Here is a 12,960-nt window from a genome sequence, read left to right on the forward strand (position 1 = left end):
CGTTTTTATTTTATCAGTCATGGCGTCCCAACCACGTGCTTTTAGTGGAATTTTAGTATCTGCTCGCGTAATCAGATGTATTCCTTCGCTTTCCTGCGTCATATGACCAATGATAGAGAAATTAGGGTTTCCTTTGATTTTTTCAAAATCTTCCATGTTGATAGTAAAAAGCAACTCATAATCTTCACCACCGTTTATTGCCACTGTTGTGGAATCGATATCGAATTCTTCGCAGACATTTATCAATTGTGGGTCAAGGGGTAATTTATCTTCATACAAATTACAGCCCACTTTAGACTGCTTGCATAAATGCATAATTTCAGATGATAATCCATCCGAAATATCAATCATCGATGTTGGTTTTATTTCCAAGGCATGTAATAAGGTACGAACATCTTTTCGCGCTTCCGGTTTCAGTTGGCGTTCAATTAAATAAGTATAGGCATCTAAATCGGGTTGTGAATTTGGGTTTACCTGAAAAACTTGCTTCTCTCGCTCTAAAACTTGTAGTCCCATATAAGCGGCACCAATATCTCCTGTAACTACTAATAAGTCAGTTTGCTTAGCTCCGTTTCGATAAACAATTTCCTCTTCATCTGCTTCACCAAGTACAGTAATGCTGATGATTAATCCTTTTTGTGACGAAGTTGTATCTCCACCAATAACATCTACTTTATATTCATTTGCAGCATACGTAATCCCTGCAAATAATTCGTCTAATGCTTCCAGTGGGAAACGATTCGAAACCGCAATGGAAACTGTAATTTGTGTGGCTTTTGCATTCATCGCACAAATATCAGATATATTTGTAGTCACCGCTTTATAGCCTAAATGTTTCAATGGCATGTAAGCCAAATCAAAATGGACACCTTCCACCAATATATCCGTAGAAATAACGACTTTCTTATCCTTAAAGTCTAGCACTGCCGCATCATCTCCAATTCCTTTTATAGTTGAAGCTTGAGTGATTTTAAAGTTTTTTGTTAAGTGATCAATCAATGCAAATTCTCCTAATTGAGCAATACTAGTGCGTTGTGGGGTTTTATCTTCAATCATATTTTTAAGTTTGTTTTTCTGTACGCGATTTTAAAGCGGTACAGAGTTGCAAAGGTACAAAGGTTTTGTCTAATTAAAACTGAATTAACCATTTGAAAGGAAGTAGTTACATCCTGCTTACATGAGATTTAAATATTTTTTCGCATCTTTAGATTAGTAAAACCATACAAAATGAAATCATTTGACATAGTTACTCTGACAGTCAGCCCCGCTTTAGATAAAAGTGCACACTTCTCGGGATTAGTTCCCGAGCAAAAAATTCGTTGCCAAGCGCCTTCGTTTGATGCAGGAGGCGGTGGGATTAATGTTTCTAAAGCAATATCCAGATTGCAAGGAACTTCTTTGGCTATAATGACTTCGGGAGGAGCAACAGGTGAAATGTTACAGAAATTATTGCATGAAGAGACCGTGCCTTTTATCGCTATCGAAACACAAAGTTGGACTCGAGAAAATTTCGTGGCAGTTGATGATAATACGAATTCTCAGTTTCGTTTTGTTTTCCCCGCACCGGCTGTTACTATTGCAGAAAAAGATAAAATTATTGAAGCGATACAAGAGTTAGAATTTAATTATTTAGTTGTAAGCGGTGGTTTGAGTGAGGGGTTACCGGCAGATTTTTATCAAGATATAGCCGAAATGGCAAAAGCATCAAATTCAAAACTAATTATAGATACAAACGGTAGCCCATTAAGGAAAGCTTTGGAAACAGGTGTTTACATGATCAAACCTAATGCGGGTGAATTGGCAAAGTTAATTGGTGTCGAACGCTTGGAAATGGAGGAGGTCAATGAAGCAGCAAAGGAAATAATTAGGGAAGGTGGAGCTGAAGTCGTAGTTGTTTCTCTTGGGCCTCAAGGTGCTGTATTAGTAACAAAGGATTCGTACGATTATGTTGCGGCTCCCAATGTTGTTAAAAAAAGCACCGTTGGTGCTGGAGACAGTATGGTAGGTGGCATGGTCTGGGCTTTGTCTCAAAATAAACCTTTGAAAGAAGTGATTCGATGGGGGGTGGCCTGCGGATCGGCGGCAACTATGAATGAAGGTACCCAGCTATTTAAATTAGAAGATGCTAAACGATTATTTAAATGGTTGAAGGATAAATAAAATCAGCCACACCAGCGTATGCAAACCGCGCAAAGAGGAGAAAATAGAAAAAGCATAAAAAAACCTGACAATTTTTATATCGCCAGGTTCTAATCTTTATTCTTTTCTCTTTCTTCTGTTTTCTAAAAAAATTAGTCATTCAACTTCAAAACAGCCATAAAAGCTTCTTGAGGGATTTCTACATTTCCAACTTGTCTCATACGTTTCTTTCCTTTTTTCTGTTTTTCCAATAATTTACGTTTACGGGAAATATCACCACCATAACATTTTGCGGTAACATCTTTACGTAATGCTTTAATGGTTTCACGTGAGATTACTTTCACACCAATAGCGGCTTGAATTGGAATATCAAACTGCTGACGCGGAATCAATTCTTTTAGTTTTTCACACATTTTTTTACCAATGTGGTATGCGTTGTCTACGTGAATTAATAAAGACAAAGCATCTACGACAGTTGCATTTAGTAATATATCTACTTTTACTAAGTTTGATGTTCGCATCCCAATAGGAGCGTAATCAAAAGAAGCGTATCCTTTAGAAACCGTTTTCAAACGGTCATAAAAATCAAATACAATTTCAGCCAGTGGCATATCAAAAGTCAACTCAACACGATCTGTAGTTAAATAAGTTTGATTCGTAATCAAACCTCTTTTTTCGATACACAATGACATTACATTACCCACAAAATCAGATTTTGTGATAATGGTAGCTTTTATGAAAGGCTCTTCTACGTGGTCCAGTTTAGAAGGCTCTGGTAAATCGGTTGGGTTGTTTACTACTAATGCAGTTTCAGGATTTTTCTTGGTGTAAGCAAAATAGGAAACGTTGGGAACTGTTGTAATCACAGTCATGTTGAACTCGCGTTCTAAACGTTCCTGAATAATTTCCATGTGTAGCATTCCTAAGAATCCACAACGGAAACCAAATCCTAATGCAGCAGAACTTTCTGGTAAGAATACAAGTGAAGCATCGTTCAATTGGAGTTTTTCCATAGAGTTTCTTAGGTCTTCATAATCTTCGGTGTCAACAGGATATATTCCTGCAAATACCATTGGTTTAACATCCTCAAAACCTTTGACCATCTTGGTCGTTGGTGTTTTTGCATCTGTAACCGTATCTCCAACTTTTACTTCTTTGGCCTCTTTAATTCCTGAGATTAAATAACCAACATCGCCGGTGGAAATAACTTTTTTCGGTACTTGATTTAGTTTTAAAGTTCCAATTTCGTCCGCAAAATATTCATTTCCAGTAGCCATGAATTTAATCTTCTGACCCTTTTTAATTTCTCCATTAATGACACGGAAGATAACTTCTATTCCACGGAACGGATTGTAATGCGAGTCAAAAATTAAAGCTTGTAATGGCTCATCAACATTTCCTTTTGGAGGAGGAATTCTTTCGATAATGGCAGCCAAGATATTTTCTACTCCCAACCCGGTTTTTCCGGAGGCATGAATAATTTCTTCGAGTCTACAACCCAATAAATCAACAATATCGTCACTTACTTCTTCTGGATTTGCACTTGGTAAATCTACTTTATTAAGAATAGGAATAATTTCCAAATCATTTTCTAAAGCTAAGTATAGATTCGAAATCGTTTGTGCTTGTATGCTTTGCGCTGCGTCAACAATCAAAAGTGCTCCCTCACAGGCTGCAATAGATCGAGAAACTTCATATGAAAAATCCACGTGACCAGGAGTGTCAATCAAATTCAAGATGTATTCTTGGCCTTTGTATGTATATTCCATCTGGATGGCATGACTTTTTATGGTGATTCCGCGTTCTCTTTCCAAGTCCATGCTGTCAAGCAATTGTGCTTTTTCTTCACGCGCAGTTACGGTTTGCGTAGCGGCAAGTAAACGGTCAGCAAGTGTACTCTTGCCGTGATCAATATGTGCAATAATGCAAAAATTCCGTATATGTTTCATATTCAATAAATATCAATAATAAAAGTTATCATACTGCGGGAGTGCCAGCTAAAAAAGCCTTCAGGCTAATCATTATATATCTTTCTCTCGTTAAAAACGAAATTTACATAGAATAAAGCTACTATCTCTCACGCAAAAAGCTAAAAGTATGCAATTAACGTGCAAATATAAGTTAAAAGTTTTGATTGTAGATTGAACAAAAGCTAATGTTGAGAATCTGAAATTTATTTTTTTTAAAGGTTTATTAATTAGCAACTTCTTGTTTTTTGGTAGCATTGTTAAAGTTACGTTACTTGATAATAAATGAAAACTAAATACAATGGTATTTTACATTCGTTTCTACACAATTTTGTACTTTTGAAGAACACTAGACGTTCAATTCCTAACACCTAAAAATGCTTTCTATGAATAAACAAGATGACGAATTTATTACCTACAATGACACCAAATACAATTTGCAGGGTATAGAGACATTGGCTTGGAAAAAATTAGTCAATGGATCCGTTAAGAAAAAAAATGGTTTTAGAACCATGTGTGTGGGAACTATCGATGAAAAAAATGCCGCTGCGTTACGAATTGTTGTAAATAGGAAAGTAGACGAAGTGCATAAAACCATATTCTTTCACACCGACAATCGTTCAAGAAAATATAATGATTTAACGAAAGACAATCGCATTTCACTATTATTTTATGACGGCCGGCAACGTGTTCAAATTGTTGTAAAAGCATATGCTACCATTCATACTAGTAATACATTATCAAATGATAGATGGAAAGCGACAAGCCCACAGGCTCGACTGGGTTATATGACAAATGAACCTCCAAACGCAAAATCAGATCAACTAACTTTAGGTTATGAAGAACGCTTTGCTATCACAAAACCAATAGATGATGAGAGCAATCCTTTCGAAAAAAACTTTTCTGTAGTAGCTTGTACAGTCTATGAACTTGAATTTCTTTATTTAGATTTTCAAGGCAACCGTAAGGCTAATTTTTATTATGAGAACAGTGTTTTAGTGGATGGGAATTGGGCCGTTCCTTAAAAGGAGAATTATTTTTGATTATCTCTTGTTTAATTTTGCCTTGTAAAAGTTGGTAGCTGTAGTGGCGAAATTATTTCTTCGGTTTTCTTTGCGCTCAAATTCTACACTATTATTACCGAAAATTTAATTATCGTAAGGATTTATCCTTTATTTATTGCGTGACATGACCATAAGAGCCATGCCTTTTATGGCAATAGTTGGTTTTTAAAAAAAGAATTTTTTTTATTGCAATACCATATAAAATCTGCCAGACTTCGATTTTTAATTACATTGATAGGTTAAATTAAACAATTTTAAAGTCTGAAATAGTAAACTAATTAGTTAAGTTAGAAGTCTTTCATCGTTGCTATTTCATGCTTTGATCAAAAAAGCGTAATTTTGCACAAAATTGAAGCAGATGATTAAGATTGGCAACATAGAATTACCGGATTTCCCTTTACTTCTCGCTCCTATGGAGGACGTGAGCGACCCGCCTTTTCGTAGGTTGTGTAAGATGCACGGAGCTGATATGATGTACTCAGAATTTATTTCCTCTGAAGGGCTAATTCGTGACGCTATCAAAAGCCGCATGAAATTAGATATTTTCGATTATGAAAGACCTGTAGGGATCCAAATTTTTGGAGGAGATGAAGATGCGATGGCGATGTCGTCTAAAATTGTGACAGCAGTGCGACCTGATATAGTGGATATCAACTTCGGTTGTCCGGTAAAAAAAGTAGTTTGCAAAGGAGCTGGTGCCGGAGTATTAAAAGATATCGATTTGATGATTCGCTTAACTAAGGCCGTAATTAATAGTACGGACTTACCGGTGACTGTTAAAACCCGTTTAGGCTGGGATGACAATTCGATTAATATCGATGAGGTAGCAGAGCGTCTTCAAGATATTGGAGTTGCTGCCTTAAGTATTCATGCTCGTACGCGTGCCCAAATGTATAAAGGTCATTCAGATTGGTCACATATTGCTCGTGTAAAAAACAACCCAAGGATTACGATGCCTATTTTTGGTAACGGAGATATTAACAGTCCTGAAAAGGCACTACAATATAAAAATGAATACGGTATCGATGGCATAATGATTGGTCGTGCTGCAATTGGTTATCCTTGGATTTTTAATGAAATCAAACATTATTTTAATACCGGAGAACATTTGGCTAAACCATCAGTTGTTGATAGAGTGCAGGCAGTACGTAATCATCTTACTTGGGCCATGGAGTGGAAAGGAGAACGCTTAGGGATTGTAGAAACAAGGCCGCATTATACGAATTATTTTAAAGGGATTCATTCGTTTAAGCTCCACAAACAGAAACTAGTAACTTTTGATCGTCCTGAAGAATTATTTGCTACTTTAAATGAAATTGAAGAAGAGTATGCAGGATACGAGTTTGCATAACTTATTATTTTAAATAGAAATCCCGCTCATTTGCATCAAATTAAAACGTGTAAAGTAGTGGGATTTGTGTTTAATTTTTTTATTCTTCGATATCGTTAGGGTAAAAAATTCTAATCCAGCAACTTCTTGCTCACTCGACTACTTGCAATCAGTGAAGCGATAAAACCGAGAGTTACAATCGTTCCCATAACTATCATTACGTTTTCCAGCGTGAAAACCACTGGATAAGCTAGTGTAGGTGTAATCATTACCAGCTGAAAATGCTGTTGTAGTAACACAATTGCAATTCCTAAAAGAAGTCCAATAATTCCACCAAATAGACTTAGTAGCGTTCCTTGAAGTAAAAATATTTTACGCAAATCCTTGATTTCTGTTCCCAGGTTAAAAAGTGTTTTTAAGTTTCCTTTTTTGTCGAGAATCATCATGATCAGTGCGCCAATAAGATTAAAAAGCGCCACTACGATAACCAAAGTAAAGATTAAATACACAGCTATATTCTCTGTATTCAACATTTTATACAAGGCTTCGTTGAGTTGTGCTCTGTTTTTTACCGTGATTTTATTATTGAAAATCGTCTGCAGTTTCTCGATGATTGCATCTTCGTCAGCGTCCTTTTTTTCTTTAATCTCAATTCCTGAAATCTGATTGGTTTTGTATTCCAATAATTCTTGGGCTAGACCCAAATCGGCAAAAACATATTTAGAATCAAGATCTTCACTTATGGCATAAATACCCACAGGGAAAACATCGGTTTTGTTAAAAGCTTGTGCGGGGTTTGTAATGGCTCCCCTTCCTGGTTTAGGAACTAAAACTTCCAGTTGTCTATTGAAATCCAGCAGTCCCATGGAGAATTTCTGAGCAATCCCATAACCTACAACAACCTGATAAGTGTCAGGATCAATCCATTGTCCGTTGTACAATGTTTTCTTTATGTCGTTTACTTTATCAAACTTCGTGTCGACACCTTTTAAATAGGTAACGACTTGCTTGTCATCAAAAACAAACAAAACGCGTTCTTCTATAATTTTACTGTAGGAAACAACGCCTTCAATTTTCTTGATTTCAGCTTCTTGCTCCGGCGAAATAAAAAATGATTTCCCAAGAGTGCTGCTTATTTTTAGGTCGGGATCAATATCGTTCGTAAACGAAAGACTAAATACTTTCAACCCGCTAAAAACAGATAACACCACAAACAAAGCCATGGCGCCAACAATGATTCCCATACTCGCAATGCGATTGATTATATTTATGGCATTGTTCTTACTGTTACTTAGAATGTAACGTTTGGCGATGTAAAGGGGAAAATTCAAATTATATTAGCTTGCGTTTCTCTAGAAGCTCTCTGTTTTCAATAGGATTATCTTTGCTCGCCAAAGCAGTATCAATTTTTTCAATGTAGTCTAATGAATCATCAATAAAGAAAACCAAATTAGGTACTTTTCGCAATTGCAAACGTACTCTTTGTGATAAATCGTGTTTTATTGTCTTAGCATTCGACTTAACTGCCTCTAAAATTTCTTTTGCTTTATCCTGAGGAAAAACACTTAAATGAACCGTCGCCACAGATAAATCTGAAGTAACAACAACCTTGGATACCGAAATAATTAAATTACTTACTCCGTTTTTTCTCACTTCACCTTGTAGGATATCCACCAAATCTTTTTGGATCACCCCACCTATTTTTTTCTGTCTATTTGTTTCCATAGTGCAAAAATAGTACTTTTAAGCAATAAACGAGCAATTTTTAAAAGCAACCTAGCAATAGTTCTGTTTTTAGGAGCTTTTTCCTGCTATTCGTTGCAATCTTTTTCTAAATCTTCCAGATTTAGAAAAAGGATTTTCACTTCTATCAGGGCTAATTCTTTTAGTCATCAACATAGAGTATAATGTAGGAAAATAATTCTGCCGTATAAAAATACAAATAAAAAAATCTAAGCTAATTTGGAACATAAAGTAAATCCAGTTTCGACTCCGTCTCCTTCGGGAGGGGTGGGCAGGCCGTCTTTCGCCATATACGATGCATCCGCGGGTTCCGGTAAAACTTATGCGCTTGTAAAAGAATATCTAAAGATCATTTTAGTAGCTCCTAAAAATGATGCATATCGAAATATTCTCGCCATTACGTTTACCAATAAAGCGGTACACGAAATGAAAAGTCGTATCGTGGGAAGTTTATCGGAATTTGCTAGAGACGAACCTTCGCAAAAAGCACAGGACCTTATGCAGGATTTGGCAAAAGATACAGCGTTATCGATTATTCAAATTAAAACCAAATCGCAACAAATCATCAAGCATATTATTCATAATTATGCTGCTTTTGATATTTCGACCATCGATAAATTTACACATAAAGTCATCCGTGCTTTTGCTCACGATCTAAAGTTGCCTATGACTTTTGAGGTAACTTTGGACACAGAGAATTTATTAATCGAGGCGGTTGATGCAATTATTGCTCAAGCCGGGGAAGACGAGACCCTGACCAAATTACTCATTGATTTCACCATGGAGAAAACAGATGATGATAAGTCCTGGGATATTTCGCGTGAGATTCTGGACACTGGGCGTTTGGTTCTTAATGAAAATCATCGAAACGAAATCACTCATTTTCACGATAAAACCATTGCTGATTTTGTCGAAATCAAAAAGAAGTTGATTGAGTCTTGTAAAGTGATTGAAAAAGACAATGCTGAGTCTGCACAAGCAGCTTTAACATTAATTGCAAAGAACGGAATTGACTTAAAATCATTCTCTCGAGGAACCTTTCCAAATCACTTAATTAGCATTCGAGACGGAAAATACAATCCAAAAAATAAAACCTTTTACGAGTTTGATGATATTGCCATTAATAAAACGGCCAAAGACCGCGCTTTGATAGAAAATATAATTCCGGAGCTCATTCAAATTCTGGGAACGATTTATAAAAATTTTGAAAAGCGAGATTTCTATAAAGCCTTTCTGAGAAACATAACACCGTTATCTTTACTTAATACCGTAAGTAATGAATTAGCCAAGATTCAGGAAGAGCAAAATGTGCTTTCGATTTCTGAATTTAATGCAATTATCCACCGGGAGATTCAAAATCAGCCGGCACCTTTCATTTATGAACGATTAGGGGAGCGCTACCGTCACTTTTTTATTGATGAATTTCAGGACACCTCAGAGATGCAATGGCAAAATTTAATTCCGTTAATTGATAATGCGCTTGCCGGTCAGGATGATTACGGAGAGAAAGGAACTTTGATGATAGTAGGAGATCCTAAACAATCCATTTACCGCTGGCGTGGTGGAAAGGCGGAGCAGTTTATCGAACTAAGTAAAGACAACAACCCCTTCGCTAATCCAGATAAGAAGTTAGAACATCTCGATAAAAATTACCGTTCTTATTCTCAGGTAATTGAGTTTAATAATGAATTTTTCAAGTTAGTGTCATCAGAGTTTGAACAACCTGATTATAAAGATTTATATGAAAATCACAGCCATCAGAAAACCAATGATAAAATAGGTGGCTACGTCAATATTTCCTTTATTCCAAAGGTGGAAACTGCAGACGAGGACGAAGAAGGTTTGGATAAAACAGAGTTATTTGTTTTAGCCACTTTGAATACGATTCAAAAAGTACTTCAAGAAGGATTTGAATACAAAGACATCGTGATTTTAACTCGTAAAAGAAGTCAGGGAATTGCGATTGCAAATTATTTGACCGAACAGAATATTCCGCTATTGTCTTCAGAAACACTGATGATCCAGAATGCAACGGAGGTAAGACTGATTATTCACCTTTTAAAATACTTAAAAAATAATGCTGATTTAGAGGCGAAAGCCCATTTTCTGCACTATATCGCCGAAAACATTCAAGATCAGTTGCCAGTTCATGATTTCATCGCAAAAGGAATGGAGCAAAAATTAGAAGTTGATTTTGAGAAATGGCTAATGGGTTATGATATTTCACTATCCTTTCAAAATATTCGAAAAAAGTCATTGTATGAAGCGGTAGAAGTCGCAATTACGAAATTTTTGTCGCCAAATCTCGCCAAAGGCGGCGGAGCGTACGTTCAATATTTTCTTGATATTGTTCTTGAACGCGATGTGCGCAATCAAGCAGGAATAGCAGACTTTCTTAATTTTTGGGACAAAAACGCAGAGAAATTCAGTATACCATCACCTGAAGGAAATAATGCGGTTCGTATTATGACGATACATAAATCCAAAGGATTGGAATTTCCTGTGGTAATCATGCCTTTTGCCGAAGAAGATTATAGTCGAAAGCCCAAAGATAAATTATGGCTTGACGGTGAAGAAATGGATTTTGGTCTGCCAAAAGTGTTGGTAGATAATAGTAGCGCGGTAGAAGGCTTTGGTGTTGAAGCAAAAGCGGTCTATGATCAAAAGAAGCAAGAAGAATTATTGGATAATGTCAATGTTTTATATGTGGCTTTAACTCGCGCGGAGGAGCAACTGTATGTTATTTCAAATATGAATTTGTCTAGTAAAGGAGAAGTTCCTAAAAATAACATGTGTACTTTTTTTATTAATTACTTAATGAGCAAAGGAGTTTTTGACAAAAATAAACAGAAGTATGAATTTGGAAGTGCTGCAAAATTATCTAACAAGGCAAAGCACATTGATACTTCAAAAGCAATTCGTGTAGTTGCTGAAATATTAAATCCAAAAAACATTAAAATAGCGCAACGGGAGGCCTTGATGTGGGGAACTCATCAGCAGGAGTCAATTGAATATGGGAATGTGGTTCATGAAATTCTATCTTTTGTAAAAACTAGAAATGACGTTGATTTGGCGGTCACTAAATCCATTGAAAGCGGATTGATTACATTTGCTCAAAAGGAATTGGTATACAAGACAATTCAAGATATTGTAAATCATGCAGCATTAGAAGCCTTTTTTTCTGAACAACATTTAGTGTTAAATGAGCAAGCCATTATTCAAAAAGAAGGGAAAACGATAAAGCCAGACCGAATGGTCGTGACTAAATACAAAGAAGTTTTTTTATTGGATTATAAAACGGGAGCTCATAATGAAAAATATCAAAAGCAATTAGAGAATTACCAATCGGCAATTGAATTAATGGGATATAAAGTGGTAAAAAAAGCACTTATTTATATAGGAAAAGAAATCGATGTAGTAAATTTGTAGACTGATGCGATAACAAACTAATTATTAAAATATAAAATACATAAAGATGTACGGAAAAATTAAAGAGCATTTGCAGAGCGAATTGCAAACCATAGAAGACAACGGAATTTTTAAAAAAGAAAGAATTATTACTTCTCCTCAAGGTGCAGAGATTACGATTTCAACAGGAGAAACTGTTTTGAACTTTTGTTCTAATAATTATTTGGGGCTATCGTCGCACCCAGAGGTAGTTCAAGCGGCAAAAGATGCCTTAGACACCCATGGATTCGGCATGTCGTCTGTCCGTTTTATTTGCGGAACACAAGATATTCATAAGACTCTAGAGAAAAAGATTTCCGATTTTTATGGTACTGAAGACACGATTTTATACGCAGCAGCTTTTGATGCAAATGGAGGGTTTTTTGAGCCTGTATTTGGAGATGGAGATGCTATAATATCAGATAGTTTAAATCACGCTTCTATTATTGATGGGGTTCGTTTGTGTAAAGCGGCACGTTACCGTTATGCAAATTGCGACATGGAAGATTTAGAGCAACAATTGATAAAAGCAAATGAAGCAGGTAGTCGTTTTAAAATAATTGTTACCGACGGTGTTTTTTCTATGGATGGTGTGGTGGCGCCTTTAGATAAAATTTGTGACTTGGCAGATAAATATGATGCTATGGTAATGATAGATGAATGTCATGCTACTGGTTTCATTGGAGCGACAGGAAAAGGTACCCTAGAGGCTAAAGGAGTAATGGGTAGAGTAGATATTATTACAGGGACTCTTGGGAAAGCTTTGGGTGGAGCAATGGGTGGATACACTACTGCTAAAAAAGAAGTTATTGAATTGCTGCGCCAGCGTTCTAGACCGTATTTATTTTCTAATTCTTTAGCGCCCGCAATTGTTGGTGCATCTATTAAAGTTTTTGAACTATTAGAAAAGGATACTACGTTAAGAGATAAATTAGAATGGAATACTAATTATTTCAAAACAGGAATGAAAAAAGCTGGTTTTGATATCGTTGAAGGTGACTCTGCGATCGTACCAGTTATGCTATATGATGCTAAATTATCCCAAACTATGGCTGATGAATTGTTAAAGAAAGGGATTTATGTTATTGGATTCTTTTTCCCTGTGGTGCCTAAGGATAAAGCGAGGATTAGGGTTCAACTGTCTGCGGCACACACAAAAGAACATTTAGATACGGCAATAAAAGCATTCGTTGAGGTTGGAAAGGCTTTAAATGTTGTATAATTATAATCCAAAGTTATATAATTGCCATTTTTTCTCATTTTAATGGGT

At 36.0% G+C, this 12,960-nt stretch carries 9 protein-coding genes; 5 read left to right on the forward strand and 4 right to left on the reverse strand.

From position 1 onward, the window contains the following. Positions 1–1,056: thiamine-phosphate kinase (gene thiL / locus A3SG_RS0108795; RefSeq protein WP_016989661.1), on the reverse strand; the 1,056-nt coding region annotated here is incomplete at its 3' end. Positions 1,057–1,227: 171 nt separating this feature from the next. On the opposite strand from thiL, the gene A3SG_RS0108800 reads away from it, so the two are divergent. Beyond that, positions 1,228–2,160 carry a 1-phosphofructokinase family hexose kinase gene (locus A3SG_RS0108800; RefSeq protein ID WP_016989662.1) on the forward strand — a complete coding sequence of 311 codons (933 nt, stop codon included), beginning with the start codon at positions 1,228–1,230 and terminating at the stop codon, positions 2,158–2,160. Positions 2,161–2,291: 131 nt separating this feature from the next. Here A3SG_RS0108800 and lepA read toward each other — a convergent pair whose 3' ends face one another. Then, on the reverse strand, positions 2,292–4,088 hold the full coding sequence (gene lepA / locus A3SG_RS0108810; RefSeq protein WP_016989664.1) for a translation elongation factor 4: 1,797 nt from the start codon (positions 4,086–4,088) through the stop codon (positions 2,292–2,294). A gap of 404 nt (positions 4,089–4,492) precedes the next feature. Between lepA and A3SG_RS0108815 the strand changes: the two genes are divergently transcribed. Both A3SG_RS0108815 and dusB read left to right on the forward strand, forming a co-directional pair. Next, on the forward strand, positions 4,493–5,131 hold the full coding sequence (locus tag A3SG_RS0108815) for a pyridoxamine 5'-phosphate oxidase family protein (protein ID WP_198008510.1): 639 nt from the start codon (positions 4,493–4,495) through the stop codon (positions 5,129–5,131). Positions 5,132–5,528: 397 nt separating this feature from the next. Further along, complete coding sequence (gene dusB, locus A3SG_RS0108820; RefSeq protein WP_016989666.1) at positions 5,529–6,521, forward strand: tRNA dihydrouridine synthase DusB; 993 nt, start codon at positions 5,529–5,531, stop codon at positions 6,519–6,521. Between the two features lie 110 nt (positions 6,522–6,631). Here dusB and A3SG_RS0108825 read toward each other — a convergent pair whose 3' ends face one another. Together A3SG_RS0108825 and rbfA are read right to left on the reverse strand one after the other, a co-directional pair. Next, positions 6,632–7,831 carry an ABC transporter permease gene (locus A3SG_RS0108825; protein WP_029596698.1) on the reverse strand — a complete coding sequence of 400 codons (1,200 nt, stop codon included), beginning with the start codon at positions 7,829–7,831 and terminating at the stop codon, positions 6,632–6,634. Position 7,832: 1 nt separating this feature from the next. Next, complete coding sequence (gene rbfA, locus A3SG_RS0108830; RefSeq protein ID WP_016989668.1) at positions 7,833–8,225, reverse strand: 30S ribosome-binding factor RbfA; 393 nt, start codon at positions 8,223–8,225, stop codon at positions 7,833–7,835. 285 nt (positions 8,226–8,510) lie between these two features. Here rbfA and A3SG_RS0108835 point away from each other — a divergent pair, with 285 nt between their 5' ends. Both A3SG_RS0108835 and kbl read left to right on the forward strand, forming a co-directional pair. Continuing rightward, positions 8,511–11,672, forward strand: coding sequence for a UvrD-helicase domain-containing protein (locus A3SG_RS0108835; protein ID WP_029596699.1), 3,162 nt, complete (start codon positions 8,511–8,513; stop codon positions 11,670–11,672). Between the two features lie 46 nt (positions 11,673–11,718). Next, a complete protein-coding gene (gene kbl / locus A3SG_RS0108840) occupies positions 11,719–12,912 on the forward strand; it encodes a glycine C-acetyltransferase (protein ID WP_016989670.1) in 1,194 nt (397 codons plus the stop codon). Positions 12,913–12,960: the final 48 nt, after the last annotated feature.

It is taken from the genome of Flavobacterium sp. ACAM 123, assembly GCF_000264055.1.
In the GTDB taxonomy this organism is placed as follows: domain Bacteria; phylum Bacteroidota; class Bacteroidia; order Flavobacteriales; family Flavobacteriaceae; genus Flavobacterium.

What these genes read in the sequence shown, in the direction of transcription:
- dusB (WP_016989666.1), top strand. Translation starts at nt 5,529, where the DNA reads ATGATTAAGATTGGCAACATAGAATTACCGGATTTCCCTTTACTTCTC.
- A3SG_RS0108800 (WP_016989662.1), top strand. Translation starts at nt 1,228, where the DNA reads ATGAAATCATTTGACATAGTTACTCTGACAGTCAGCCCCGCTTTAGAT.
- A3SG_RS0108815 (WP_198008510.1), top strand. Translation starts at nt 4,493, where the DNA reads ATGAATAAACAAGATGACGAATTTATTACCTACAATGACACCAAATAC.
- kbl (WP_016989670.1), top strand. Translation starts at nt 11,719, where the DNA reads ATGTACGGAAAAATTAAAGAGCATTTGCAGAGCGAATTGCAAACCATA.
- rbfA (WP_016989668.1), bottom strand. Translation starts at nt 8,225, where the DNA reads ATGGAAACAAATAGACAGAAAAAAATAGGTGGGGTGATCCAAAAAGAT.
- lepA (WP_016989664.1), bottom strand. Translation starts at nt 4,088, where the DNA reads ATGAAACATATACGGAATTTTTGCATTATTGCACATATTGATCACGGC.